Here is a 26,214-nt window from a genome sequence, read left to right as displayed (position 1 = left end):
TACCGCTTATTGTCCTGCCTGATGCGCTACTTCATTGCCCCTGCGCCGCGAACGCTGCGAATGGACTCATTCGCGCCTAACAAAAAAGGGACGGCGCCGCCGTCCCTTCGTGACCGATCGCGAGCGTCGGGCAAAGCGCTTCGCCGTTTGAAGGGCGAAGCGCCATTGCCGCTTACAGCGAGTAGTACATTTCGAATTCGATCGGGTGCACCGACTGACGATAGCGTTGCAGCTCGCCCGTCTTCAGTTCGATGTACGCGTCGAGCATCGAGTCCGTGAACACGCCACCGCGCGTCAGGAATTCGCGGTCCGCGTCGAGTGCGTCAAGCGCCTGGTCGAGGCCGGCACACACGGTCGGGATCTTTGCATCCTCTTCCGGCGGCAGGTCGTACAGGTTCTTGTCGGCCGCTTCGCCCGGGTGAATCTTGTTCTGCACGCCGTCCAGACCCGCCATCATCAGCGCGGAGAAGCACAGGTACGGATTCGCCATCGGATCCGGGAAACGCGTTTCGATACGGCGGCCCTTCGGGTTCGACACGTGCGGAATACGGATCGATGCCGAACGGTTGCGAGCCGAGTAAGCCAGCTTCACCGGTGCTTCGAAGTGCGGCACGAGGCGCTTGTACGAGTTCGTCGACGGGTTCGTGATCGCGTTCAGCGCGCGAGCATGCTTGATGATGCCGCCGATGTAGAACAGCGCGAATTCCGACAGACCTGCGTAACCGTTGCCTGCGAACAGGTTCGTGCCGTCTTTCCAGATCGACTGGTGAACGTGCATGCCCGAACCGTTATCGCCGACCACCGGCTTCGGCATGAACGTAGCCGTCTTGCCGTACGTGTGCGCGACGTTCATGATGATGTACTTCATTTGCTGCAACCAGTCGGCGCGTTGCACCAGCGTCGAGAACTTCGTGCCGATTTCGTTCTGGCCCTGGCCCGCGACTTCGTGGTGATGCACTTCGACCGGGATGCCGATCTGTTCGAGCAACAGACACATTTCCGAACGGATGTCCTGGAACGTGTCGACCGGAGCGACCGGGAAGTAGCCGCCCTTCGTGCCCGGACGGTGGCCGGTGTTGCCGCCTTCGAAGTCCATCGCCGACGACCACGGTGCTTCTTCCGAACCGATCTTGACGAACGTGCCCGACTGGTCCGTGCCCCACTTGACCGAGTCGAAAATGAAGAATTCCGGTTCCGGACCGAAGAAGGCCGTGTCGCCGAGGCCCGTGCTCTTCAGGTACGCTTCAGCGCGCTTGGCCAGCGATCGCGGGTCGCGTTCATAGCCCTTGCCGTCAGCCGGTTCGACGACGTCGCAGGTCAGGACGAGGGTCGACTCTTCGTAGAACGGGTCGATGAAGGCGGTGTTCGCGTCCGGGATCAGCAACATGTCCGATGCTTCGATGCCCTTCCAGCCGGCAATCGACGAACCGTCAAACGCATGGCCGCTTTCGAACTTGTCTTCATCGAATGCCGACACCGGCACCGAAACGTGTTGCTCTTTGCCGCGCGTGTCGGTGAAGCGGAAGTCGACAAACTTGACGTCCTCGTCTTTGACGAGTTGAACGACGTCGGCCACGGATTTACTCATAACCTATCTCCTGATTAACGAATTCGGCGGATTCAGCCGCCGCCCAATCTAGCTGACCCGTCCCGGCGCGTCCACCCCTCTATCATTGAGGATGAACATAAAAGCCTGCTGGAACAAATCGATCGGCACCAATAAAGCAGCTTCTGTGCCATGTATGCGCCAACCCGGCGCAGAACCACACTGCGCGCGCGTTTGCGGGGAATGGGCGCACCGAACAGCATGCAGCCCTCAAATCTTTACACTGCGCAACGCACCGAGTTAGTGCATTCACAAAATCAGCAACGGGTGACGCCTCTATTTTGGTGCATTCTGGAGAATATGCACCACTATTGAGCGCACGTCTCCTTGCTTCGTGCGGACGGGACGCCGTCTCTGAACCGCATGCGCGTCGCACGCCGCGCGCTAGAATGTTCATTTGGTCCGACGGAGATTTGCGCTCATGAGCACGCTCGAACAGTTGTACGCCCAGGCGGACAAGCGCCGCACCGAGAGCCAGTTGCCCTATGCGGGCGCGATATCGCCCGCCGAGGCGTTCGAACTGCTGCAACTCGATCCGCGCACGCGTCTCGTCGACGTGCGCACCCGTGCCGAACTCGATTGGGTCGGCCGGCCGGTTATCGGCGACGGGCAATACGCCCACGTGGAATGGACGCGCTATCCCGGCGCCGTACCGAACCAGGAATTCCTTCAGCAACTGAGCCACATCGCCTCGCCCGATACGCCGGTGCTGTTTTTGTGTCGCAGCGCCGCGCGCTCGAAGCTCGCTGCGATCGCCGCTACCCAAGCCGGCTTTACCAAGGCGTATGACCTGCTGGAGGGCTTCGAAGGCGACAAGGACGGCCAGGGGCATCGGAAGACGGTGTCGGGCTGGTGCTTTCGCGGGTTGCCGTGGATCGGCGCCTGATTGCTGATTCGCAGGGGCCTTCGGGCGATGGGCGGGACAATCAGACGCATCGTCCGCGCTGCATGTGACAGGCCGATGATGCGTTGAGTTTTCAGTCAGGCACGGGCGCAAGCGCGCCCGAAGGAAGGATGGCGTGCGCGGCGATCAAACGGCGGCACGACCAGGCTCAATCACTACTCAAGCGCGCGGTTTAGCCGCAGCCGCCTCCGGCTCGACGATATCGCCGCCCAGCAGGTGCACACCTTCACGCAGCTTCACAAAAGCCGCCGCCACCGCTTCCGGTTCGCCCTTCACACCGAGATCAATGTGATGCCGCGCATACACGCCGCCGCGCTCCGCATCGCCTACGCTCGGCAGGCTGAACACCCGCACACCCGGAAAATCGTGTTCGATCTTTTCCATCAACGGCGTCACCCGCGACTCCGGCAGCTCGAACACCAGCAGTGACTTTTCCGCGTGCGGCATCGCGTGATGCAGATGTGCATACTGCGTATCCAGCACCCACTCGATCATCGGCCACGCCATCACCGGAAAGCCCGGCACGAAGTAGTGCTGCTTGATCGAGAAGCCAGGAATCTTGTTGTAGCCGTTGGGAATGATCGACGCGCCCTGCGGATACGTGCCCATGTTCAGACGATGCCGGTTCTCAGCCGAATTCAGATCGAGCGGCGTTGCGGCGTTCGCCGGATACATATCGCGGATGCGCTCCTGAATCAGCTTCGCGGCCTCCGGATGCAGTTCGAGCGGCACGCCGAGCGCGGCTGCCGCGCACTGGCGGGTGTGGTCGTCCGGGGTGGCGCCGATGCCGCCCGTGGAGAACACGATGTCGCCCGAGGCGAACGTGCGTCGCAACGTCGCCGTGATGCGCTCCGGCTCGTCGCCGATGTATTCCGCCCAGCCGAGCGCCAGCCCGCGCGCGCCCAGCAATTCGATGACCTTCGGCAGATGCTTGTCGATACGTCTGCCCGACAGGATTTCGTCGCCGATGATGATGACGCCAAATGCCATTGCCGCCTCTTTCGCTTTGTCAGTAATTCATCAGTAGGGAACCGGCGCCGCGTGCCGCGGGCCGTGCTCTTCCGCGCGCATGCGTTGCAGTGCGCGCAGACAGTAGTAGCCGAACCACAGCGCCGAAAATACAAGGATGAACGCGTAGATCCAGATCGTCACCGCGGTGATCACGGGAAACAGCACGATCAGCCATACCGACGACGCCCACAGCAGCGTCGGCAGCGAACCCAGCAGCCCACTCGCGATGCCGATCAATAGCAGCGGCAACCGGAAGCGCCGCACCAGCGCGCGCCGCTCGTCACGCGTGGCATGCAGCGCGAGCGCGTCGTAACTCATCACGCGATACGTCAGCCAGCCCCACAGCAGCGGCGGAATCAGCGCGAAGAACGGCGGCACCAGCCAGAGTGGCAACGTGACGACCAGCAGCACCAGACAAACCACCGTGGTCCACAATGCGTGGCCCAAGCTACCGTACCACGTTCCGCCGCGGCGCATTTCAAGGCCGGGGAATTGCCGCGCCGACAGAAAGCGGATCACCGCCGGCATCGACAGCGTGGCGATCAACAGCAGCACCGTGACGACGATCAGCGGAATCGCCATCGCAATCACGATGAACGGCGCGATCGCCGTGTGCAGCGCCGAAAAGCCGAGCCAGTCGAACAGATGATAAAGCGTGACCGTGAACGACCAGCTTTCGAGCCACGTGCGCGTGGCGCCGATCAGCGTCTGCCAGGAAAACCACAGGATCACGCCCCACCCGACCGTTGCCGCCAGAAACGGCAGGAAAGTCAGCCAGAGCATGCGCGGGTGGAGCGCGCTTGCAAGTGCGCGCCCGAACGAGCGCAACAGATCATTCATGCGAGCCAGTGCCGGTGAACGAAACGATGGAATAAAGGAAATAGCGCGGCGAACCGGCGAAGGGTCCGGTGAACAGACCGAAATGCAGACCGGAAAACGACTCAGGAACGTGCGCGCAAACGTGGACAGGATAAACCACGTGACGCGCCGCCGGGGAAACCGGCGGCATGAGAAGAAGACGAATGCTCAGACCGCAGCGGCGTCGTTGGCTTCGGCGCGGCGCTTCGGCGAAAGTCGCCCGGCGATGCGCACAAGAGCGAGCCAGTGCTGCGCCCAGAAACCATCGCCATAGCGGCGACCTTCGAGTTGATCGCGGATGCCAGTGGGCTCCATTTCGCGGCTCCACGATACGCTTCGGAACAGCATGTCCCACCATGGGAACAGCACGCCGAAGTTGCAACCGTACTTCAACCCTTCGTGGCCATAGCCGATTGCATGATGCCGGCGATGGAAGGTCGGGCTGACCAGCAGGCGCTCGCCGAGCCAGCCGAAGTACAGACGGATGTTCGCGTGCTGCACGCTCTGCGCGAGGTTCGTGATTGCCACCAGCACGACGAATTGCGACGGCGGCACGCCGATCACCAGCGCGATCGATGCGAAAAACGACGCCTGCAACAAACTGTCGAGCAGATGGTTACGGTCGTCCGACCATAGCGACATCTGCTGCTGGCTGTGATGCACTGCGTGCAGCTCCCACCAGACGCCGAACCGATGTTCCCAGCGGTGGTACCAGTAACCGGCGAAATCGAGCACGAGCAGATACATCGCGAACGTGACGAGCGGCTGCGTAGTGACGCCTGGCCACAGATTGTCGAATTCGATATTCGCGATGTTGTGCAGACGCAGCCAGGCCTGCACGTTGTCGAAGAATGGCTGCAGGGCGAAGAAGAAGAACAGGTTCAGGATGCCGAGCTTGACGATCCATGTGTAGATCACGTCGACGCGCACCGCCTTGCGGTTTTCCCACCGCTCGACCGGGCGCAGCGCTTCGAGCGGGCGCAGCACCGCGTACATCGCCAGCACCTCGAAGACGCCGACGATCACCCAATACAGGCTGTCGAAAGTGTCTTCGTCGTAGTCCATCAGATTGAAGCGGAACAGCAGCGGCTGCACCACGTCGACGTACAGCAACGTCTGCACCGTTGAGACGAAGCTGTCGAGAGAAGAAAAAATCAGATGGAACATGGTGCTGGCCTGTTACTTCATTCCTGGCGGTTCGCTGATAACAGCGTCAAGCGCCGTTCGGCGCCGTGACCGGCGCGCGATTGAAGAAATAGATACCGTGCGGCGAACGGCCGACGGCAATCGTCTGGATCAGCTTACGCGTGTTCAGGTCGATGATGCCGATATGCTTCGCGAAACGGAAGGTCACCCACAGATAGCGTTTGTCGGCGGACAGTTCCATGTCGTCCGGCCCCGGCATCAAGCCGGTGATGTCGCCAACGTTGGTGAGCGTATCTTCGTCGATGATGCTGATCGTGCTCGCAACGCGGTTCGACACCGCCACATGTTTGCCGTCAGCCAGCGAACGGAAGTTGTGCGCGCCCTTGCCCGTCGGGATCGTCTTGACGATCTTCTGATTGCGCCAGTCGACCACGGCGACGTAGTCCGCCCCGGTCATGCCGATCAGCAGGTACTTCTCGCCCGGTGTCATCCACAGGCCAGCCGGCACCTTGCCGACCTTCATCTTCCACTTGACGGTTTGCGTGGCCAGATCGATAGCGGCCAGCTCGCCCGAAACCTGCAGCGTGACGAAAACCGTCTTGCTGTCATTGGTGAACGCCATGTGGCTCGGCATCACCGCAAGCGGCAGACGCGAGGCCAGCGTCATCTGGTTCTTCTGGCTGTCGTAATGATAGATGTCGAGGCGGTCCAGACGCAGCCCGGTGGTGACGAGCCACTTGCGGTCGGGCGAAAAACCGATCTGGTACGGATCCTCGATGTTCTCGACCCAGCGCTGAACCTGGCCCGATTTCGGATCGACGAACATCAGGTTGTTCGACACCGAGTTGGCGACGATCAGCGACGAATTGTCCGGCGTGGCCATCAGGTGGTGGGGTTCTTTACCCGTCGGCACCGTGCCAACGACTTGATGAGTGGTCTCGTCGATCAGGCTCAGCGTGGCTTCGCCGGAATTGAGCACGATCACGTTGTTGGCGTGAGCCGCCGGAGAAAAAAAGCCTGCGGCGGCGACCAGCGCTGCACCCGCGGCGAACGTGGCAGTCAAGCCGGGAAGAAAAAATTTACGCATGAAAACTCACTTCGGAGAACAACCGTCATTGTAGAACGTTTGCTGTGACCAGCGGTTGACGTGGATGCGGGTGCGACGCGCGGAAAAGCGGAAACCAGGCGGGATGCGGGCACGACACTGTCAGCATATTCCGCCGCACTGCCTACATAACGCCGGCTTCATGTAGGAAATCCTCATTCGATTTTCACAACGCCATTATTTTAATCAAATCAATGGATCATTACATTCTTACATTTTTAAAATTCAAATAAGACAAATCAAGACGATTCTTTATATTTCCTAATTTTATACATCTGGATATCAATTAATCAAAATAAATTACAAACAATTATTTATTTTCAACCGTTTAGGAATTGGCTTATTCCACCTCTCCCCCGCCACACCTGACAATCCCGCCGATCATCGCCCATGCACTTAATCCTGTGGACTCAAGAGCGTAAAGCCGGCGATTCGAACGCGCGAAAAAATCAGCAGGACACGGAAAACGGATACCGGAGAAACCGCGGCCTATATGTTCTTATTTTGTGCGCGACATACCAGGGCGATGACGCCTTATTCGAATCGCCGCGCTTTCATCTGCAGTCCGCGCATGCGATAACCGCGGAGTTACTTAAATAATGAACAAGATTTACAAATCGGTTTGGTGTGAAGCGACGGGAACGTGGGTGGCCACGTCGGAAACGGCCCGGGGGAAGACGAAACGCGGGACGTCGCGGAAACAGGCGTTGGCACAGGCTGTGCTGGCTGGTGCTGTTTTGCTGGGAGGGGTGTCAGGAGCGTATGCGGGGAACGCTGACATTTATTTCGACGCCACATCACTAGTCCCGGCTGGAGATCACGACGCAAGCGCTAGTCAACCAGGCGCTATCGCGGCAGGCGCGAATGCCGTCGCGTCGGGTACAGGCTCCTCCGCGTTCGGTTATGGGGCCAATGCGACTGTCAACGGCGCCAGCGCGTTCGGCTATATGGCAGAGGCTAAAGCCAAAGCAGCGTTTGCTGCCGGCGATGGAGCGCTAGTCGACACAGGGGCGGAATACAGTACGGCCGTCGGCAACATATCCACGGTCAGGGGAATCAACTCGACATCCATCGGCGCCTTTTCGGAAGTGGACGGCGCCAACTCCGTTGCAATTGGCTATAAGGCCACTGCCACTAGCGACAACAGCATCGCGCTGGGCAACATGGCCGACGCTAGCGCCGACGGCTCCGTCGCATTGGGCCAAGGTTCGATCGCCGATCGTACTAACACCGTCTCTGTCGGTGCAAGCGGCGCAGAACGTCAAATCACCAACGTCGCAGCCGGCACTGAAGCTACGGACGCCGTCAACCTGAGCCAACTGAATGCGGCCGCCGCTAACGCCTCGCGCTATTTCAAGGCAGGCGGCGCCAATGACGGCTCGGACGACGCCACCGCAAACGGCGACCACTCGGTCGCGATCGGCGCCTACGCCAACGCTTCCGGCTACGCGTCATTTGCAGCCGGCACCTCCTCGTGGGCACAGGGAGACAGCAGCACGGCCGTCGGCACCCTCGCCACGGCAGCAGGCGACGGCTCGACGGCCCTCGGCTACAAGGCGAATGCCGTCGCGGTCAATTCGGTCGCGCTGGGCCAGGGCTCGGTCGCCGATCGTGCTAACACCGTCTCTGTCGGTGCAAGCGGTGCAGAACGTCAAATCACCAACGTCGCAGCCGGCACAGAAGCTACGGACGCCGTCAACCTGAGCCAACTGAATGCGGCTGCCGCTGACGCCTCGCGCTATTTCAAGGCAGGCGGGGCCAATGACGGCTCGGACGACGCCACTGCAAACGGCGACCACTCGGTCGCGATCGGCGCGTACGCCAACGCTTCCGGCTACGCGTCATTTGCAGCCGGCACCTCCTCATGGGCACAGGGAGACAACAGCACGGCCGTCGGCACCCTCGCCACGGCAGCAGGCGACAATTCAACGGCCCTCGGCTATCAGGCAAATGCCAGCTCCGCCAACTCGGTCGCCCTGGGCAACGGCTCGATCGCCGATCGCATCAACACCGTATCGGTCGGTTCAGCGGGCGCAGAACGCCAGATCACCAACGTTGCAGCCGGCACCGCCGACACCGACGCCGTCAACGTTGCCCAGTTGAAAGAAGTTACGTCGCAGACCGACGCCAAGCTCGACGGCGCCGTGATGTATGACAAGAACGCCGACGGCAGCGTCAACAAGAACAGCGTCACGCTCGGCGGCGATGCATCCAGTGGTGGCACGATCATCCACAACGTCGCCGACGGCGTGGACTCAACCGATGCCGTCAACGTCGGCCAACTGAACACGGCAATCGGCAACGCTGTGCAGAACATCACGGTGAATCCGAACGTGCCGTTCTTCAGCGCCGACGGCAATGTCGGCACAGAAGGTGCACAGGCCTCGGGCACGCATTCGGTCGCTGTGGGCGCCAACGCCAACGCCACCGGCACGAACGCCATCGCCATGGGCGCGAACTCGGTCGCAAGCGGCAACAACGCCACCGCGCTCGGTGCCGCGGCGAACGCCAGCGCCGACAACTCGGTGGCATTGGGTCAAGGCTCGGTCGCGGATCGCGCGAGCACGGTATCGGTCGGCGCAGCAGGTCAGGAGCGTCAGATCACCAACGTCGCGGCCGGCGTGCAAGGCACGGATGCAGTCAACGTCAATCAGTTGCAGCAATCCATGAGCGGCGCAGTCGGCCAGGCTAACAGCTACACCGACGACCAGATCCGCTCGGCCCGCCGCGATGCCTACGGCGGCACGGCAACGGCACTTGCAGCAGCAGGCTTGCCGCAAGCGGTCTTGCCGGGTCACGGCATGGTGGCCATGGCCGGCGGCACCTACGGCGGGCAGTCGGCGATCGCCATCGGCGTGTCGCAATTGTCGGAAACCGGCAAGTGGGTCTACAAGGTACAAGGCACCTCTGACTCGCGCGGCCAGTTCGGCGCGTCAATCGGCGCCGGCATGCACTGGTAAAACGTCGGCAAGAAAGATGACCGGTTCGATCTGAGCCAGTCACATCAAAGTCATCCGCGTTGCTGTACTGGCAGCGAGCAGGCGCGGGTCCGAAAGCGCTCGCGCCCTTTACGCGTGACGTCATTCTCAAAAGGAATGGTGTCACGCGTTTTTTTGCTCGACGCCACGTGCCGCACCGAATCCGCTAGCGCTAGGCAAGCGAAGCGGGCACCTGCGGCGCCCCACTCCATGTGTCGCTCAGCGCCGCGTCGCGCCCTCCTCTCACCGCTCAACGCTGCATCGACTCCCACACTTTGTAGAGACGCTTCACCGAGACCGGCATCGGTGTACGCAACTCCTGTGCGAACAGCGAAATCCGCAATTCTTCGAGCAACCAGCGGAATTCCGACAAGCGCGGATCCAGCACGCCGCCGCGTTGCGCGAGCGCACGCTGGTAGTTCTGCAACAGTGGCTGGAATTCTGCGAACTGCCGTGCGTCGCGCGCGGAGTCCGCCTTCAGCTTGTCGATGCGCAGCGCAATGCCCTTCAGGTAGCGCGGGAAGTGCGCCAACTGCGCATACGGTGTATCGACCACGAAGCGTTTGCTGACCAGGCCATCCAGTTGGTTCTGCATGTCCGCATGCGCGGCCGTGAACGCCTTCGCCTGCACCAGCTTTTTCGTCACAGTCGCGTATTCGCTGAGAATCTGCCCTACCAGCCGCGCGATTTCCTGAGCCAACAAAGTCAGACGGCTGCGGCCTTCGTCGCGGCGCGTGTGGAAACTGACATCATCGGCGGGCAGCGGGTCTTGCAGACAGGCGCGGTCGAGCGCGGTGTCGATCAATTGATCGCGCAGTTCTTCCTGGGTGCCGCGGGGCATGAACTGCATCGCCATTTCGCGCAAACCCGGGAGATTCTTTTCCAGGTACTTGATCGGCTCCTTCAATTGCAACGCGAACAAGCGCCGCAGCCCTGCGCGATGGATGCGCGCGGCTTCATCGGGTGAATCGAACACTTCGACGTCGCAATGCGTGCCGCGATCCACTAGCGCCGGATAACCGAACAAAGTCTGACCGCCACGGCGAATTTCGAGCAACTCGGGGAGCTTGCCGAAATTCCACGTTGTCAGCTTTTCGTACAGCGCGGTGCCTTGCGCGCCTTCTTGCGACGTCGCAAGCGGTCCGGGCGCAGCAGTGCTCTTGCCTCGCGAAGCCGCACCGTTTGCCGCGCCGACTGCTCCGCCTGCTTGCGCGCCGGCGGCCACGCCGCCACCGCCGCCCGCATCCGCCAACGCCACCCCGGCCGCACCCGACGCGATCTTCTGGAAGTGCTGCTGCGCCTGCCCGCCGAGTTCAGCACGCAGTTGCGACATATTCCGGCCCATCGCAAGCTGCCGCCCGTGCTCGTCGACGACCTTGAAGTTCATGAACAGATGCGGCGTCAGCGTTTCGAGTTTGAAATCCGATTGCTTCATCGCGACCTGAGTCTGCTCGCGAACGTCGGCGATCAGCGATTCGAGCAAACCGCCCGCGCCGAAGCGAGGACCACTATGCCGTTCGACGAAACCCGCCGCGAACTCGGGCAGCGGCACGCAATGGCGCCGCAGCTTCTGCGGTAACGATTTCAGCAGAAGTTGCGCCTTCTCTTTCAGCATGCCGGTCACAAGCCATTCGCAGCGTCGTGCGTCGACCTGATTCAGCGCATACAGCGGCACCGCGAGCGTCACGCCGTCGCGCGGCGAACCCGGCTCGAAGTGGTAAGTGAGCGCCATCTCGACGCCCGCCATCGTCATCCGCTTCGGGAACAGGTCGGTCGTGACGCCGGCAGCCTCGTGCCGCATCAGATCGTCGCGCGAGAGATACAGCAGACGCAGCTTGTCTTCCGGCTGGCCGCTCTTCTTCACCTCGTCGCGATACCAGCGCTCGAACGACGCGCCCGTATAGATGCCTTTCGGCAGCGCCTGATCGTAGAAGCCGAAAATCAGTTCGTCGTCGACCAGCACGTCCTGACGGCGCGACTTGTGCTCCAGTTGCTCGATGTCGGCGAGCAGCTTGCGGTTGTGCGCGAAGAACGCGAGCTTCGTATCGAACTCGCCTTCCACCAGCGCGCCGCGAATGAATAGTTCACGGGCGCGCGCCGGGTCCTGTTTACCGAAGCTCACACGCCGCCGGTGGTAAATCGGCAGACCGTACAGTACCGCGCGCTCGAACGCCGACACCTGCGCCGCGCGCTTCTCCCAATGCGGCTCGGACAACGACTTCTTCAGCAAATGCTCACCGATCTTTTCGATCCACTCCGGCTCGATCTTCGCAATGCAACGCGCGTACAAACGGCTCGTCTCAACCAGTTCGGCGGCCATCACCCATTTCCCGGCTTTCTTCACCAGCGCCGAGCCCGGCCAGAGGTAGAACTTGATGCTGCGCGCGCCGAGGAAATACGGTTCGTCGTCGGCTTTCAGGCCGATGTTGCCGAGCAGGCCAGTCAGCAACGCGAGGTGAATCTGCTCGAAAGTCGCTTCGGCCTCGTTCAGCCGCCAGCCGTGCTCGCGCACCACGGTCAGCAGTTGCGAGTGCACATCGCGCCATTCACGCAGGCGCAATTGCGACAGGAAGTTCTTGCGGCACTCGTCCTGCAATTGCCGGTTCGACTTCTTGTGCGCGATCGCTTCTTCGAACCAGTTCCAGATCTTCAGCCATTGCAGGAACTCGGAGCGCTCGTCGGCGAACCGGCGATGCGCCTGGTCGGCCTGCTCCTGCGCTTCGATCGGCCGGTCGCGCGGATCTTGCACCGACAATGCGCTGGCAATGATCAGCACTTCCTTCAACGCCTGCTGATCGCGCGCGGCGAGAATCATCCGGCCTACGCGCGGGTCGAGCGGCAAGCGCGCGAGTTCGCGGCCGAGCGGCGTGAGCTGGTTGTCGTCGTCGACGGCGCCCAGTTCGTTGAGCAATTGATAGCCGTCGGCGATGGCGCGGCCCGGCGGCGGTTCGATGAACGGAAAGGTTTCGATCGCCGTCAGATGCAGCGACTTCATGCGTAAAATCACCGACGCCAGCGACGAACGCAAAATCTCCGGGTCGGTAAAACGCACGCGGCCCTGATAGTCGCTTTCCTCGTACAGACGAATACAGATGCCATCCGCGACGCGGCCGCAACGCCCTGCCCGCTGATTCGCGGCGGCCTGCGAGATCGACTCGACCTGCAACTGCTCGACCTTGTTGCGATACGAGTAGCGCTTCACGCGCGCCAAGCCCGTATCGACCACATAGCGAATGCCGGGCACCGTCAGCGAGGTTTCCGCGACGTTAGTGGCCAAAACGATACGGCGCGCGTTCGAGGTGCGGAACACGCGTTCCTGTTCGGCAGCGGACAAACGGGCGAACAGCGGCAAGATTTCCGTGTGCGGCGGGTGGTGCTTGCGCAGCGCCTCCGCGGCATCGCGAATTTCCCGCTCGCCGGGCAGGAAGACCAGCACGTCGCCGGGGCCTTCGCGGCACAGTTCGTCGACCGCATCGACAATCGCTTCCATCAGATCGCGATCCGTTTCGCGCTGGGTCCTCGGCCTGTCACGCGATTCACGCGAAGACGATGCGGAAGAGCCCTCCGCCGCCTTCACCGCCGGGCTGTCCTCAGCGACCGGCCGGTAGCGCACCTCGACCGGATAGAGACGGCCGCTCACTTCGATCACCGGCGCAGGCTTGTCGTCGCGGCCGAAATGGCGTGCGAAGCGGTCCGCGTCGATCGTCGCCGAGGTCACGATCAGCTTCAGATCGGGCCGCTTGACGAGGATTTCCTTCAGATAGCCGAGCAGAAAATCGATGTTCAGGCTGCGCTCGTGCGCTTCGTCGATGATCAGCGTGTCGTAGGCTTTTAGCAGCGGATCGGTCTGCGTTTCGGCGAGCAGAATACCGTCGGTCATGAGTTTGACCGACGCGCCCGGCGACAGATTGTCGGTAAACCGCACCTTGTAGCCGACCACTTCGCCAAACGGCGTGCCGAGTTCTTCGGCTATGCGGCGGCCCGTTGCCGACGCCGCAATTCGGCGCGGCTGCGTGTGACCGATCAAACCGGAGCCGCCCGCGCCGAGACCACGCCCGAGTTCGAGGCAGATTTTCGGCAACTGGGTCGTCTTGCCCGAACCGGTCTCACCGCAGACGATCACGACCTGATTCTGTGCGATGGCCCGCGCAATTTCTTCCCGACGGCCGGACACCGGCAGCGCTTCAGGAAAAGTAATCGGCGGAATCGGGTTCGGTTCGACGACGCGTTGAACGCGCGGTGGCCGCGGCTCGCGACGGGGCTGGCCGTTTTGAGCATCGCCTGCTTGCGGCGATTTCTGCGCGGGCGCACCGCTTTGCTGATTGGCACGTCCGTCGCCACGCCTCGGCTGATTTGGAGCTCGCGTGTTTTCGGACTGCGCGCGCCGTTCATCGCCCTGCTGCTGGCGTTGGCCGCGAGGCGCGTTCTGCGCGCGTCCATCGTCGCGGCGCGCGGGCTTCTCCGCGCCGCCGGAAGTCGGCTGACTGCGCGCAGCGTCGCCCTGTGGCGTGTGCTTCCGCCCCTCATGAGCAGCTTTCGGCGCCTGCGCGCCCGCTTCGCGGCGCGCCTCACGCGGCGGATTATTTTTCTGTGCGGACACGCGCGCGTCATCCGCGGAGCGCAGAGACTCACGCGCGGCTGGTGGCGTGTTGCGAGTTGCGTCCTGCGCATCGCGGCGGCGCGCGTCGCCGGGCTTCGCCTGATCGGCGGGCGGCGTCACATTCTCGTTCGCCGTAGCGGGACTTTTGGGTACATTCGACATGGGGGCGCATTATAATCCCCGGCATGAATTCCCAAACCGACCTCGTCCCCGCGCCCGCGAGCGTTCCGGCCCCCGCCGGAGCAACGGAAGACCTCGCACAGCACGCGCAATTCGTCGACTGGATGCGCTCAGTCGCCCCTTACATCCATGCGTTCCGTAACAAGACGTTCGTCGTCGGTTTCGGCGGCGAGGTGGTGCATCAGGGGCTCCTGAATGCGCTCGTGTCCGATATCGCGCTGCTGCAGGCCATGGGCATCCAGATCGTGCTGGTGCACGGCTCGCGACCGCAGGTCGAAGAGCAGATGAGCCTGCACGGCGTGGAATCGGAGTTTTCGCACGGTATGCGCATTACCGACGCGCGCGCGTTGGAGTCCGCGAAAGAAGCGGCCGGCGAAGTGCGTCTGGATATCGAGGCGGCGATCAGCCAGGGCTTGCCGAACACGCCGATGGCGCACGCGCACATCAGCGTGGTGTCCGGCAACTTCGTGACGGCGCGCCCGGTCGGCATTCTGGACGGCGTCGATTTCGCCCACACCGGCGTGGTGCGCAAGATCGACGCGGATTCGATCCGCCATTCGCTCGCAAGCCGCAAGCTGGTGCTCCTGTCGCCGCTCGGCTTCTCGCCCACCGGCGAGGCGTTCAATCTGTCGATGGAAGACGTCGCCTCGGCGGCGGCGATCGCGCTGCGCGCCGACAAGATCGTATTCCTGACCGAGACGCCGGGCCTGATGGAGACTGGCGAAGACGGACCCGTACTGGTTCGCGAACTGTCGCTCGACGACGCCTACAAGCTGCATGAAAGCGGCGAAGTCACCGGCGACGCGGGCTTCTATCTGAAACATTCGATCCGCGCCTGCCGCGGCGGCGTGGCACGGGCGCACATCATCCCCTACGCGCTCGACGGCAGCCTGCTGCTCGAACTGTTCCTGCACGACGGCGTGGGCACGATGATCTCGTACGAGAACCTCGAAAGCCTGCGCGAAGCCACGCCGGACGACGTCGGCGGCATTCTCTCGCTGATCGAGCCGCTCGAATCCGACGGCACGCTGGTGCGGCGCGGCCGCCACCAGATCGAACGCGACATCGACCATTTCTCGGTGATCGAGCACGATGGCGTGCTGTTCGGCTGTGCGGCGCTGTATCCGTACCCGCAGGAGCGCATCGGCGAAATGGCGTGTCTCACGGTCGCGCCTGAAGCGCAAGGCACGGGCGACGGCGAGCGCCTGCTCAAACGCATCGAACAACGCGCCCGGGCACGCGGCCTCACGCGGATTTTCGTGCTCACTACGCGCACCGAACACTGGTTCCTCAAGCGCGGCTTCGTCAAGGTCACGGTCGACGACCTGCCGGAAGACCGCCGCCGACTCTATAACTGGCAGCGCAAGTCGCTCGTGCTGATGAAACAGCTCTGAGCGTCCCCATATAAAGCGACTGCCCGCCCCCACATCGATATAGGAGAAGCACAGTATGACTCGTACGGTTCAATGCGCGAAGCTCGGCAAGGAAGCCGAAGGCCTCGATTTCCCGCCGCTGCCGGGCGACCTTGGCAAGCGGATCTACGAAAGCATTTCGAAGGAAGCCTGGCAGGCCTGGTTGAAGCAGCAAACCATGCTGATCAACGAAAACCGCCTGAACATGGCCGATCCGCGCGCACGCCAATATCTGATGAAGCAGACCGAAAAGTTCTTCTTCGGCGAAGGCGCGGATACGGCACAGGGCTACGTGCCGCCGGCAGCCGAGTAAGCGCCTTCTTGCGCTACAAGCCAGGATTGGCGATCACCCTGACGAAAAATCCGCGCCGCGAGCGCGGATTTTTTTCGCCTGTTTGGCCACGAATTTGGCGGCGCATCTCGCCTCTCATTTTTCCTCGCCTTTCGCCACTTTAGAGCCTTGGCAAAATTCACTAACCGGACCATTTCCGGCCACTTTTAAGCCTCTTTTCCATACCGCCGCAATCCGCCGAATCCCCCGCCACGCAAGGGATTGAGCGCCCTCCCCGAGCTGCCGGCTGGACCCCGGGTTTGCACGATCATCCGTCATCGTGCTATGATGTGCACCGTTCCAACAGCAATTCACCTTCATTCGCGTTCAGTTCAAACTTGGCATGCTGTGCGTACCAAGGGCCGGATTGAACAGTTTTTATACAAGAAGGCTTGTCGGTCTTTTCCCCGCTTGAGCTCGCACTATGAGCGGCGATCCAGCACCGGCCTTTTTCGTTTCGAGCCTTTCAGCGGCGCATGGGCCAGCTTTCAGCCACCCCAGCGTCCTCATGCATCTGCCCCCCTTCCACGGCCACGCAGATGCAACAGTCAGCACAATCTAGACGAGTGTTTTTTCGCGAATGATTCGCGAGGCACGGGCGTTCTGTTTTCTTTTTTCACGCCCCCTTCGATCGCCTTCGGGCGAAAGAGACGCCATCGCTCTGCTCGCGAAACTGCACTTCCCCAGCACCCGTGGCGGAACGTTCATGCGCGTTTTCATGAGTTTCGTCGCAGTCATTGGAGTTTTCACCTTGACCGCTTCCAGCAACGGCTTCTGGCGACATCACAAAGAAGAACAACGCCTCTCACTCGATGACATCACCGTCGTCGACAAATCTCTCCTCAAGCGGGCCGTCGGCGCCATGGCGCTCGGCAACGCGATGGAATGGTTCGATTTCGGCGTGTACAGCTATATCGCTGTCACGCTCGGCAAAGTGTTCTTCCCGTCGTCGAGCCCGTCCGCCCAGTTGATCGCCACCTTCGGCACGTTTGCCGCGGCGTTCCTCGTGCGGCCTGTCGGCGGCATGGTGTTCGGGCCGCTGGGCGACCGCATCGGCCGTCAGCGCGTGCTGGCCATGACCATGATCATGATGGCGCTCGGCACCTTCGCGATCGGCCTGATTCCGAGCTACGCGACGATCGGCATTTTCGCGCCGGCGTTGTTGCTGGTCGCGCGCCTCGTGCAAGGCTTCTCGACGGGTGGTGAATACGGCGGCGCCGCTACCTTCATCGCCGAATTCTCGACGGACAAGCGCCGCGGCTTCATGGGCAGCTTCCTCGAGTTCGGCACGCTGATCGGCTATGTACTCGGCGCGGGTACGGTCGCGGTTCTGACGGCAACGCTGTCGAACGAGGCGCTGCTCTCGTGGGGCTGGCGTGTGCCGTTCCTGATCGCGGGCCCGCTGGGTCTGGTGGGTCTCTACATCCGGATGAAGCTCGAAGAAACGCCCGCGTTCAAGAAGCAGGCCGAACAACGCGAAGCCGAAGACAAGGCGCTCCCGAAGCAATCGTTCCGCGAGCTGCTCATCCAGCAATGGAAGCCGCTTCTGCTGTGCGTCGGCCTCGTCCTGATCTTCAACGTCACCGACTACATGGCGCTCTCGTATCTGCCGAGCTATCTGTCGGCCACGCTGCACTTCAACGAAACGCACGGTCTCTTCCTCGTGCTGCTAGTGATGGTGCTGATGATGCCGATGACGCTGGCAGCCGGCCACCTGTCCGACACGATCGGCCGCAAGCCGGTGATGCTGTTCGGTTGCGTGGGTCTGTTCGTGCTGTCGATTCCCGCGCTGCTGCTGATCCGCATGGGCACGGTGCTGCCGGTGTTCGGCGGCCTGATGATTCTCGGCGTGCTGCTGTCGTGCTTTACCGGCGTGATGCCGTCGGCGCTGCCGGCGCTGTTCCCGACCAAGATCCGCTACGGTGCGCTCGCGATCGGCTTCAACATTTCGGTGTCGCTGTTCGGCGGGACGACGCCGCTCGTGACGGCATGGCTGGTCGACAGCACCGGCAATCTGATGATGCCCGCGTACTACCTGATGGGCGCGTCGTTGATCGGTATCGTGTCGGTGTTCGCGCTGCGTGAAACGGCCCGCAAGCCGTTGCTCGGCTCCGGTCCGTGTGTCGCAACGCGTGCCGAAGCGCATGCGGTGCTGCGCGGCGAACGTGAGGCGGCGGAGATGGATGAAGGTTACGCTGCCGCGGCTACGGCGCGTGCCTGATCCTAGGTTGCGCGGTAACTAATCGCTGAAGTTGTACGCGCATCGCCCGCAATCGCTATGACGGGCGGCGACAGGCAACCACAGCAATAAGCGTGAGCATGTCCGAAAACGGGCCGGCAGATGTTTGCCGGCCCGTTTTTTATGTCACCAGAGAATCGAACGTTGCGCTGGCGTGCGCACCTTCAACGATCAGCATGCCGGCGGAAATCGGCAACTTGAAACGCCTTGGCCCTGCGCTGCCCGGATTGACGAACAGCACCCCGTCGCGCTCGCTGATCGCGGGCTTGTGCGAGTGCCCCGTCACGACCACGTCGATGCCCGCGCTGCGCGGATCGTCGCCCACGTCGGCGATGTCATGCACGACTAGGATCGTCACCTGTTGGACGGTCAGCTTGACGTGTGTCGGCAGCGAAGCAACCGGTTCGTCGATATCGTTATTGCCGCGCACGGCGGTGACCGGCGCGATCTGCGCGAGCGCATCGAGCACCGCCTGATTGCAGATATCGCCCGCGTGGATGATCGCATCGCAGCCCGCGAGGTACTGCAGGGCTTCAGGACGCACGAGGTTATGCGTGTCGGAGATCAAGCCGATCCGGGTGACGGGGGAGCTTTGTCTGCGCGAAGTCATGATGTCAGTATCGGCCAAACGGCCTCAATCCGCCGACTGCTGTTCAGCAAGCTCACGCGTCAATACCTGCACTGGCCGCTTCGCGCGAAGCAACCGTCTGGTCGCCCCCTGCACCACCATCGACACCGCCGCCGCACACGCAAAACTGAACCACACGCCGTAGTGCGGCAACATCGTCGCGGTCACGGCGAAGAACGCCGCGAACGAGCCGCGGCCGATCACCATGCCGCGCATCAACAATGCGACGAAGTCCGAGCCATGCGCGCGCTGGGCCGACACCGCGAGGACGATCCCGAGCAAAGGAAACACCGACAGCAGCCCGCTCCACGTCGCACCCATCGACGCCGACAGTGTCGTCACCGCAACAGTCAGCAGCGCGCCGGCGAGCATGCGCAGCGCAAGATCGCCGAGCCCGAGACGCGTCGCCGGCACATGGCCCGTGACGCGCGGCAAGCCGCTTTGCGAAACGACGACGGCCACACAACCCGCGGCCACCGCCCACATCAGTCCACCCGGCAAATGCGTGAGCAACATCGCCACGCCAACCCACCCGAGCATCCCAACCGTGAGCGCAAGCGGCCATGCTGAACGCCGGCACGTCCACGCATACGCAAAATTGAACGCCTCGGAAGCGGCGATCGCCGCAATCGACGCCGCCGACGCCTGCGCCGCGAACGCCGGCCCACGCTCCAGCGCGAGCAGCAACACGATCGGGCCGGACACCACCGGCAGCCCTGCTAGCCATCCCGCCACCGACGGCCCCCACACACGCCCCGCCACGGTCAGCGCGGCGAGAAACGCGGGCACCAGCGCGAGCTTGAGCGCAAGCAACATGCTTACGCTTCCATCAGGTGTTCGATGCGCCGGTCAGGTATCAACCACCACGCCGCGGCCAACGTGTAGAGCGCAGCCGAGAGCCACGGCTGAACAAATGCCAGCCCCATGCCCGCCAGATAGATGACGACCGAGACCTTGCCCTTGAAGTCGTTGCCGACCGCCTTCGCGATCGTCGAGTCGGTGCCGTGCTCGCGGATCAGCACGCGGGTCAGAATGAAATACGCAATCGCCGACATGAACAGCACGGCGCCATACATCGCAGTCGGCCAGGCGGCGAGATGGTTTTCGCCGACCCAATGCGTGACGGCCGGCAGCAGCGACAGCCAGAACAACAGATGGAGATTGGCCCAGAGCACCGCGCCGTTGACCTTCTGCACGGTATGGAACAGGTGGTGATGATTGTTCCAGTAGATGCCGACGTAGATGAAACTCAACACGTAGGCGCAGAACACGGGGATCACGGGGCGCAGCGCGGCGAGATCGAAGCCGTCCGGCACCTTCAATTCGAGCACCATGATCGTGATGATGATGGCGATCACGCCATCGCTGAAGGCTTCGACGCGTCCCTTGCCCATCGGTCGGTTTCCTGATTGTGTAGTCGCGATTGTGAAGACCTGTGCTTGCGGGCATGGCACACCGCAATTGCCCGCCGAAGCCGCAGTATGCGGGACTGCCCGGGCAGGTCCGCACGCCGCCGATTATCGGCGATGACAACGGGACTTGTCGAATGCCGGCCGGCGGCGTATGCACGCCTCACCTTATCAGCGCACCCCGCTCGTCCAACAACTGACGCAGAATGCTGCGATGGCACCGGCTTTCGTCCTCGCAGTAGCAACCGACGGAAAAGTTGGTCGTTTTCGACAAGGCGGCCAGCAGGTCCAACACCTTGCTGGCGTCGCCGCCATTCATCTCCGCGCGGAATTTTTTCGCAAACGCGGCCCAATCGCGATCGCTCGTAACCGCCTTGGCTTCTTTGACCAACTCCGCGTCAGGCGACAGATTGGGGAGCCACACATCGTAATAGTCGCGGGTGGCGAATTCGGCCCGGGGTACGCCGCGCGGCGGTCGCCGAACGGTACCGATACGCAGCCCTTCGTCGGCCGCTCTCGGAGACCCAAGCTGGACGATGCTGATGCTCATGTTTTTTCCTGATCCGTGGTGGAAGCGCGACCTTCTCCCGTCGGGTCGATCAACGCCGCTCGTCAGTGGTTCTGCAATGCAGGCTCAGCGTCTCAAGCCCTTCATGGCCTCGATTTCCATCGCGGCGTTCCGCTCTTCGCTCGCCTCGATCGGGTCCATCGCCTCGTCGATCGAGGCCGCCGCACGTTCCGCGGCGGCTTTCGTTTCGTCGAAGTCGGGATCGAATTCTCCGTCGTCATCGCCCGGCGGTTCCAGCATGTCGCGAAGCATGGACGCCAGTTCCGGCGTGTCCCACTCCGCGCCCTGTTGCTTCTGCTTTTTTATGTAGTGTCTGACTTCCGCGTCCTGTTCCGGGGTCAACGGTAGACCGCGAAAAGTGCTTTTAGGGTCAGCATCATTCATGATCTCGCTCCAGGATACGTGCCAGTTCGAGTTTAATCCCCGAGTTCAGTCCCGTCACGGCGACGTGATCTCAGCTATCGGTCACTGGCAAACGCCAGGGTAGTACACCGCCAGCCACACGCTCGGCTCCGTGTCGCTCGTCCATGCCACCCGATGCCGGCAATGCGCGTCGATCAGCACGTGGTCGCCGGGTTTCATCGGATGCAGCTCAGGCTCGCCTTCGAATTCGAGCGTCGCCGCGCCGCTCAGCAGCACGACCCACTCGGCGCGCGGGCTGTCGTACCAGAAGTCCGGCGGACTTGCGTGCCCCCGCGAGACGATCCGTTCGATGCTCACACCGGCCTCTTCCACGAGCGCGTCGACTTGCTCGTCAGGGCCCGCTGGCGCACCGGGATCGAAGAGGTTGCCGCTGCTGATCGTGCGTTTCATCGCTTGTGCTCCGGCTATGCTCGCTACCTGAGTTCGTTGCACGTTATCGTCGAGGGCGCTCGCCCCCGGTTTGCCACCGCGTGCGCCGCTCATTTCATCGGCTTGAGGCCATCGAGCAAGGTCGGCACCAGTTCGCTGATGGTCGGATGAATGTGCATGGCGTACTGCAAGCTCGGATACGGCGCGCCGGCCGTCATGATGTCGATGAACGTGTGCAGCGCTTCGTCGCCTTCGATGCCGTGGATCGCCGCGCCAAGAATCTGCTTGCTTTGCGGGTCGACCAGCACCTTCATGAAACCGTCGGTCTCGCCGCGTTCACGGGCGCGGCCCACCCGCGTCATCGGCATGGTGGCGATCAGCGCCTCGCGTCCGGCTTTGCGCACGTCGGTCTCCGAAAGCCCGACACGCGCGAGCGGCGGGTCGACGAACACCGCATACGTCATGATCCGCGTATCGACGCAGCGCGCGCCGCCGTCGAGCAGATTGGCGGCGACGATCTGAAAATCATCGTAGGAAGTGTGGGTAAAGGCGCCGCGTCCGTTGATGTCGCCGATCGCCCAGACGCCCGGCACGTTGGTGCGCAACTGGCCGTCGACGGGAATCATGCCGTGCTTGTCCGTCGCGATGCCGGCCACATCGAGGCCGAGGTCGTCGGTATTCGGTTCACGGCCGGTGGCGAACAGCAGGTGCGACGCTTCGAGCGCGGGAATGTTCTGCTCAAAGCCGATGCACACCTCGTTCTCGTGATGCGGATGCGGTTCGACCCGCGAAGGCTGCACGCCGAACACAAACTCGATCCCTTCGCGCGCCAGTACCTTCTGGACCGAGCCGGCGAAGTCGGCATCCTCACGCGTCAGCACGCGTTCGCCGCGCACCAGCACCGTCACCCGGCTGCCGAAGCGGCGAAAAATCTGCGCGAATTCGAGCGCGATATAGCTGCCGCCGACAATCGCCAGATGGTCCGGCAATTCCGTCAGTTCGAGCAGGTTGGAGTTGGTGTAGTAGCGAACGCGCTCAAGCCCATTGAGCGGCGGCACGACGGCGCGCGTACCGGTATTGATGAAGATTTCGTCGGCGCTGAGTTCGTCGCGCACCGAGCCGCTGATGGCGAGCGTATGCGCGCCGGTGAAGCGCGCGTGGCCTGTGAAGACGGTGACGTTAGCCGTGCCGCGCAGCCATTTCTCGACACCGTCGCGCGATTGGCCGATGATCCTGTCCTTGCGCGCCTTGACCGCTGCCAGATCGACGCTGACCGCCCCGCTCACCTGCACGCCGAGGTCCGCGGCGTGGCGCGCCACATGCGCCCCACGGGCGCTGGCTACATACGATTTGGTGGGTGTGCAGCCGACATTCACGCAAGTCCCGCCGAAGGCCCCGCGTTCGATCACCGCGGTTTTACGGCCGCTTTGACCGAGACGGACAGCGAGCGGCGTCCCGCCTTGTCCCGTACCGATCACGACTGCGTCGAAGTGCTGTGGCATGGCAGATCTCCCGAGGCTGGGGTGCAGGTCGTAGCATCTTACCCTTAGCGCCTCGCGTTGCCGTTACCGCCCCTTCTCGTTGCTTCTGTTGCGCGCGGTGACGTTCGTGCGCCGGCTGCCGATCTGTTTTCGCGCCGCCGATGGGCCGGCGCCGCCGATTGATGGAAATTGCGCCCGGTTGTGTTCAGGCGTGGCAATGCACAGCGCAGATCAACTCGCGCGAACGTTGCAGCGCGGCCTGCGCGCCGCGCGCGGCCACGACCCAGCCGACCTGGCCGAGGTTGAAATCCTGCGACACCATCACCTGCATGAGGGCGACCATCGGCAGGATCACCGCGGGTCGATAAAGCTGGTTTTGAATCAAGGCTGGCATAACGGCTCCCATCGCGCTGGGCCGTTTCGGCACGACGCGGAATGTATATTCGATGGGAGAATTTTAGGGAGACCGGGGCCGCGGATAAATACCGGGAACGCGAAGGCACTTGTTCGCGAATCTGAACAATCGAATCTGGGTCCCCGCGGCAGTGGGGTTCAATTGCTCTATTAGCCACTCAGGCGAAGTGGGATTGCGGCGCCTGCGGCCATGGCTGGAGACGTCAGGACAGCTATAAAGCGCTGGCCAGCCCCACCTGCGCGTCATGCAAGCTACGTGCATAAGCGCTCGCCCCGACAGGCCGGCTATAAAAATACCCCTGCTGCTTGTCGCAAGCGATTCCGCGCAAAAACGCCGCCTGCTCGGCGGTTTCGACACCTTCCGCAGTGACATTCATGCCGAGCGAATGGGCCATCGCCACCACCGCCTGCGTGATCGCGATCGAATCGCGATGATCCGGCAACCCCGCGACGAAAGAACGGTCGATCTTCAGGTTATGCAGCGGAAACCGCTTCAGATACGACAGCGACGAATAACCGGTGCCGAAATCGTCGACGGAAATCCGCACGCCCATCGCGCTCAACGCGGTGAGCATCGGCAGGACGGCGTCGCTGTCGCTCATCAACAGCCGCTCGGTAATCTCAAGCTCCAGCGCCGCCGGCTCGAGCCCGGACTGCTCGAGACAGCGCTCGATCCGCTCCACCAGCCCGCCTTTGAACTGGCGCGGCGACAGATTCACCGCGACGATCAAATCCGGCGCCAGCGTGCGCCGCCACTGCGCGACCTGGTCGCAGGCCCGCGCCAGCACCCAGGATCCGATCTCGACGATCAGGCCGGCGTCTTCGGCCACCGGAATGAATTCCACCGGCGAAACGTTGCCCAGCTCGCTGTTGTACCAGCGCAGCAGCGCCTCGGCGCCGATCGTGCGGCCGCACTGGCTGTCGACGATCGGCTGATACACGAGACTGAGTTCATCGGTGGCGAGCGCGCGCCGCAACGCCTGCTCGATCATGAAACGGCGTTGCAGATGCTGATTCAGCTCGGCGGTGAAGAACTGAAAATTGTTGCGGCCGCATTGTTTCGCGTGGTACATCGCCGAGTCGGCGTTGCGCATCAACGTGGGCACGTCCTGACCGTCTTCGGGAAACAGACTGATGCCGATCGACGCACCCATGTAGTACTCGTTGTCCGCCACTGCGAACGGTACCGCGATCGTGTCGAGAATGCGCTGGGCGAGCGCGATCAGCCGGCCCGTGTTTTCGTAAGCGCTGACCACGATCACGAATTCGTCGCCGCCCACGCGCGCGAGCGTGTCGTCGCGCGCGACACATGCCGACAGCCGCTCCGCCACGCTGCACAGAAGCGCATCACCGGCTTCGTGACCGGCGGTGTCGTTGACCTTCTTGAAACCGTCCAGATCGACGAACAGCACGGCGACCCGCGCCAGTTCGCCCATCCCTGCCACCTCACCCGGCGTGAACAGATCGCGCATCCGCTCGGCCAGGTAGGCGCGGTTGTAAAGGCCCGTGAGCGGATCGCGGGTGGCCAGAAACTTGAGCTGCCGTTGCGCTTCGCGCACCGGCCCGATGTCGGTGAACGAGATCAGCACCGAACTGGGTTCGCTGTCGCCCGGTTTGATGATCGGCACGACATTCTCAGTAATCCAGACGACATCGCCGTCCGTCAGCTCCAGACCGATCGTGACACCGAGCGTGGGTTTGCCGGTCGCCAGCACCTGACTGGTCGGACGATCGACCTCGGTAACGATGGAACCGTCTTCGTGATACGCACGCACCATCACCGTCAGAATGTCGTGACCGACCAGCTCGGCGCTCGCGCGCAGAATGCGCTGCGCACTCGGATTGCAGGCCAGCACCACGCCTTCGCGCGACTGCACGATGATGCCTTCGTTCAGATGGTTCACAACCAGCCGGTGATGCTCCTCGCTGTGCGCGAGGCGCTGCGCCATGGCGTCCTGATGGACGGCGAGACCGACACTGTGGCCGATGTCGTAGAGCATCGCCGCTTCTTCGGCGCTTGGCCGGCGCGAGGTGCGGTGATAGACCGCGAACGCACCCAGCACCGCGCCGGCATCGTTTTCAAATGGCACCGACCAGCACGCGCGCAAACCGAGCGGCAACGCGAGGTGCCGGAAATCGGCCCACAGCGGATCGGTTTCGATATCTTCGACGGCGACCATGCGCCGCTCGTACATCGCGGTGCCGCAGGAACCGGCGCGCGGGCCGATCGGGACGCCGTCGATCGCGGCGCTAAAGTGCGCCGGCAACGAAGGCGCGCCGCCCACGCGTGCGCGTACGCCGTCCGCGTCCAGTAGCAGGATCGAACAGGTCGCACCATCGCCCAGCAGCGCTTCCGCGCGGCGGCATACTTCAGCGAGCAATTCCGGCAGCGGTGTGTTGCGGGTAATCAGCCGCAACACCGTACGCTCCGACGCCAGCACCCCCTCGGCCCGGTCCGGCCCGTAGCGGGTGCCCTCAGGCGTTGCTCCCATCGTGCAATCTGATGTCGCTTCGCGTGTCATTTGTGCGCCCCCTAACCCCACATCGGCAGG

At 62.7% G+C, this 26,214-nt stretch carries 20 protein-coding genes and 1 pseudogene; 6 read left to right on the top strand and 15 right to left on the bottom strand.

Annotation, left to right across the window (positions count from 1 at the left end):
• Nucleotides 1-172 precede the first annotated feature (172 nt).
• Nucleotides 173-1,588, bottom strand: coding sequence for a type I glutamate--ammonia ligase (gene glnA, locus P3T25_RS14630; RefSeq protein WP_154566139.1), 1,416 nt, complete (start codon nucleotides 1,586-1,588; stop codon nucleotides 173-175).
• Between the two features lie 439 nt (nucleotides 1,589-2,027).
• Between glnA and P3T25_RS14625 the strand changes: the two genes are divergently transcribed.
• Nucleotides 2,028-2,492, top strand: coding sequence for a rhodanese-like domain-containing protein (locus P3T25_RS14625; protein WP_154566138.1), 465 nt, complete (start codon nucleotides 2,028-2,030; stop codon nucleotides 2,490-2,492).
• A 177-nt stretch (nucleotides 2,493-2,669) separates the two neighbouring features.
• On the opposite strand, the gene P3T25_RS14620 is transcribed toward P3T25_RS14625, so the two are convergent.
• From P3T25_RS14620 to P3T25_RS14605, 4 genes are all read right to left on the bottom strand, one after another.
• Entirely contained in the window at nucleotides 2,670-3,500 is an 831-nt protein-coding gene (locus P3T25_RS14620; RefSeq protein WP_154566137.1) for a competence/damage-inducible protein A, read from the bottom strand.
• 30 nt (nucleotides 3,501-3,530) lie between these two features.
• The gene (locus tag P3T25_RS14615) at nucleotides 3,531-4,361 is read right to left on the bottom strand and encodes an EI24 domain-containing protein (protein ID WP_154566136.1); all 831 of its coding nucleotides are present in this window, start codon (nucleotides 4,359-4,361) and stop codon (nucleotides 3,531-3,533) included.
• A 186-nt stretch (nucleotides 4,362-4,547) separates the two neighbouring features.
• Nucleotides 4,548-5,546, bottom strand: a complete 999-nt coding sequence (locus tag P3T25_RS14610) for a sterol desaturase family protein (protein ID WP_154566135.1) — start codon at nucleotides 5,544-5,546, stop codon at nucleotides 4,548-4,550.
• Nucleotides 5,547-5,592: 46 nt separating this feature from the next.
• The gene (locus P3T25_RS14605; protein WP_154566134.1) at nucleotides 5,593-6,612 is read right to left on the bottom strand and encodes a beta-propeller fold lactonase family protein; all 1,020 of its coding nucleotides are present in this window, start codon (nucleotides 6,610-6,612) and stop codon (nucleotides 5,593-5,595) included.
• A gap of 617 nt (nucleotides 6,613-7,229) precedes the next feature.
• On the opposite strand from P3T25_RS14605, the pseudogene P3T25_RS14600 reads away from it, so the two are divergent.
• Nucleotides 7,230-7,358 (top strand): annotated as a pseudogene (locus P3T25_RS14600) (ESPR domain-containing protein); the annotation flags it as partial.
• Nucleotides 7,350-9,590, top strand: a complete 2,241-nt coding sequence (locus tag P3T25_RS14595) for a YadA family autotransporter adhesin (protein WP_429358335.1) — start codon at nucleotides 7,350-7,352, stop codon at nucleotides 9,588-9,590. The pseudogene P3T25_RS14600 and the gene P3T25_RS14595, both read left to right, overlap by 9 nt.
• Nucleotides 9,591-9,858: 268 nt before the next feature.
• Here P3T25_RS14595 and hrpA read toward each other — a convergent pair whose 3' ends face one another.
• On the bottom strand, nucleotides 9,859-14,370 hold the full coding sequence (gene hrpA, locus P3T25_RS14590) for an ATP-dependent RNA helicase HrpA (RefSeq protein ID WP_171925458.1): 4,512 nt from the start codon (nucleotides 14,368-14,370) through the stop codon (nucleotides 9,859-9,861).
• A gap of 23 nt (nucleotides 14,371-14,393) precedes the next feature.
• Between hrpA and argA the strand changes: the two genes are divergently transcribed.
• From argA to proP, 3 genes are all read left to right on the top strand, one after another.
• On the top strand, nucleotides 14,394-15,782 hold the full coding sequence (argA, locus tag P3T25_RS14585) for an amino-acid N-acetyltransferase (RefSeq protein ID WP_054043361.1): 1,389 nt from the start codon (nucleotides 14,394-14,396) through the stop codon (nucleotides 15,780-15,782).
• 55 nt (nucleotides 15,783-15,837) lie between these two features.
• Complete coding sequence (locus P3T25_RS14580; RefSeq protein ID WP_154562696.1) at nucleotides 15,838-16,113, top strand: oxidative damage protection protein; 276 nt, start codon at nucleotides 15,838-15,840, stop codon at nucleotides 16,111-16,113.
• Between the two features lie 736 nt (nucleotides 16,114-16,849).
• A complete protein-coding gene (gene proP, locus P3T25_RS14575) occupies nucleotides 16,850-18,352 on the top strand; it encodes a glycine betaine/L-proline transporter ProP (RefSeq protein WP_233464949.1) in 1,503 nt (500 codons plus the stop codon).
• Nucleotides 18,353-18,491: 139 nt separating this feature from the next.
• On the opposite strand, the gene P3T25_RS14570 is transcribed toward proP, so the two are convergent.
• The 9 genes from P3T25_RS14570 to P3T25_RS14530 form a co-directional block, all read right to left on the bottom strand.
• Nucleotides 18,492-18,980 (bottom strand): metallophosphoesterase family protein, encoded by a 489-nt coding sequence (locus tag P3T25_RS14570; RefSeq protein WP_154562692.1) that lies wholly within the window; start codon nucleotides 18,978-18,980, stop codon nucleotides 18,492-18,494.
• Between the two features lie 24 nt (nucleotides 18,981-19,004).
• Complete coding sequence (locus P3T25_RS14565; protein WP_171925457.1) at nucleotides 19,005-19,814, bottom strand: hypothetical protein; 810 nt, start codon at nucleotides 19,812-19,814, stop codon at nucleotides 19,005-19,007.
• Nucleotides 19,815-19,816: 2 nt separating this feature from the next.
• Nucleotides 19,817-20,392: a TMEM175 family protein gene (locus P3T25_RS14560; RefSeq protein ID WP_154562690.1), complete on the bottom strand. Its 576-nt coding sequence runs from the start codon at nucleotides 20,390-20,392 to the stop codon at nucleotides 19,817-19,819.
• A 178-nt stretch (nucleotides 20,393-20,570) separates the two neighbouring features.
• Entirely contained in the window at nucleotides 20,571-20,957 is a 387-nt protein-coding gene (locus tag P3T25_RS14555) for a DUF488 domain-containing protein (RefSeq protein WP_154562688.1), read from the bottom strand.
• 84 nt (nucleotides 20,958-21,041) lie between these two features.
• Nucleotides 21,042-21,359 carry a hypothetical protein gene (locus tag P3T25_RS14550; protein WP_154562686.1) on the bottom strand — a complete coding sequence of 106 codons (318 nt, stop codon included), beginning with the start codon at nucleotides 21,357-21,359 and terminating at the stop codon, nucleotides 21,042-21,044.
• Nucleotides 21,360-21,440: 81 nt separating this feature from the next.
• Entirely contained in the window at nucleotides 21,441-21,788 is a 348-nt protein-coding gene (locus P3T25_RS14545) for a cupin domain-containing protein (protein WP_154562684.1), read from the bottom strand.
• A gap of 89 nt (nucleotides 21,789-21,877) precedes the next feature.
• Nucleotides 21,878-23,269 (bottom strand): FAD-containing oxidoreductase, encoded by a 1,392-nt coding sequence (locus P3T25_RS14540; protein ID WP_429358276.1) that lies wholly within the window; start codon nucleotides 23,267-23,269, stop codon nucleotides 21,878-21,880.
• 184 nt (nucleotides 23,270-23,453) lie between these two features.
• The gene (locus P3T25_RS14535; RefSeq protein WP_054043350.1) at nucleotides 23,454-23,642 is read right to left on the bottom strand and encodes a hypothetical protein; all 189 of its coding nucleotides are present in this window, start codon (nucleotides 23,640-23,642) and stop codon (nucleotides 23,454-23,456) included.
• A gap of 232 nt (nucleotides 23,643-23,874) precedes the next feature.
• The gene (locus tag P3T25_RS14530; protein WP_429358275.1) at nucleotides 23,875-26,184 is read right to left on the bottom strand and encodes a putative bifunctional diguanylate cyclase/phosphodiesterase; all 2,310 of its coding nucleotides are present in this window, start codon (nucleotides 26,182-26,184) and stop codon (nucleotides 23,875-23,877) included.
• Between the last annotated feature and the right edge of the window lie 30 nt (nucleotides 26,185-26,214).

The organism is Paraburkholderia sp. GAS32 (genome assembly GCF_050434225.1).
GTDB classification, from domain to species: domain Bacteria; phylum Pseudomonadota; class Gammaproteobacteria; order Burkholderiales; family Burkholderiaceae; genus Paraburkholderia; species Paraburkholderia madseniana.
Note: the sequence above shows the minus strand (reverse complement) of the source record. Positions and strands in the feature narration are given on the sequence as shown.

Coding starts and splice junctions, on each gene's coding strand:
- glnA (WP_154566139.1), bottom strand. CDS start 1,588: ATGAGTAAATCCGTGGCCGACGTCGTTCAACTCGTCAAAGACGAGGAC.
- P3T25_RS14625 (WP_154566138.1), top strand. CDS start 2,028: ATGAGCACGCTCGAACAGTTGTACGCCCAGGCGGACAAGCGCCGCACC.
- P3T25_RS14620 (WP_154566137.1), bottom strand. CDS start 3,500: ATGGCATTTGGCGTCATCATCATCGGCGACGAAATCCTGTCGGGCAGA.
- P3T25_RS14615 (WP_154566136.1), bottom strand. CDS start 4,361: ATGAATGATCTGTTGCGCTCGTTCGGGCGCGCACTTGCAAGCGCGCTC.
- P3T25_RS14610 (WP_154566135.1), bottom strand. CDS start 5,546: ATGTTCCATCTGATTTTTTCTTCTCTCGACAGCTTCGTCTCAACGGTG.
- P3T25_RS14605 (WP_154566134.1), bottom strand. CDS start 6,612: ATGCGTAAATTTTTTCTTCCCGGCTTGACTGCCACGTTCGCCGCGGGT.
- hrpA (WP_171925458.1), bottom strand. CDS start 14,370: ATGTCGAATGTACCCAAAAGTCCCGCTACGGCGAACGAGAATGTGACG.
- argA (WP_054043361.1), top strand. CDS start 14,394: ATGAATTCCCAAACCGACCTCGTCCCCGCGCCCGCGAGCGTTCCGGCC.
- P3T25_RS14580 (WP_154562696.1), top strand. CDS start 15,838: ATGACTCGTACGGTTCAATGCGCGAAGCTCGGCAAGGAAGCCGAAGGC.
- proP (WP_233464949.1), top strand. CDS start 16,850: ATGAGTTTCGTCGCAGTCATTGGAGTTTTCACCTTGACCGCTTCCAGC.
- P3T25_RS14570 (WP_154562692.1), bottom strand. CDS start 18,980: ATGACTTCGCGCAGACAAAGCTCCCCCGTCACCCGGATCGGCTTGATC.
- P3T25_RS14565 (WP_171925457.1), bottom strand. CDS start 19,814: ATGTTGCTTGCGCTCAAGCTCGCGCTGGTGCCCGCGTTTCTCGCCGCG.
- P3T25_RS14560 (WP_154562690.1), bottom strand. CDS start 20,392: ATGGGCAAGGGACGCGTCGAAGCCTTCAGCGATGGCGTGATCGCCATC.
- P3T25_RS14555 (WP_154562688.1), bottom strand. CDS start 20,957: ATGAGCATCAGCATCGTCCAGCTTGGGTCTCCGAGAGCGGCCGACGAA.
- P3T25_RS14550 (WP_154562686.1), bottom strand. CDS start 21,359: ATGAATGATGCTGACCCTAAAAGCACTTTTCGCGGTCTACCGTTGACC.
- P3T25_RS14545 (WP_154562684.1), bottom strand. CDS start 21,788: ATGAAACGCACGATCAGCAGCGGCAACCTCTTCGATCCCGGTGCGCCA.
- P3T25_RS14540 (WP_429358276.1), bottom strand. CDS start 23,269: ATGCCACAGCACTTCGACGCAGTCGTGATCGGTACGGGACAAGGCGGG.
- P3T25_RS14535 (WP_054043350.1), bottom strand. CDS start 23,642: ATGCCAGCCTTGATTCAAAACCAGCTTTATCGACCCGCGGTGATCCTG.
- P3T25_RS14530 (WP_429358275.1), bottom strand. CDS start 26,184: ATGACACGCGAAGCGACATCAGATTGCACGATGGGAGCAACGCCTGAG.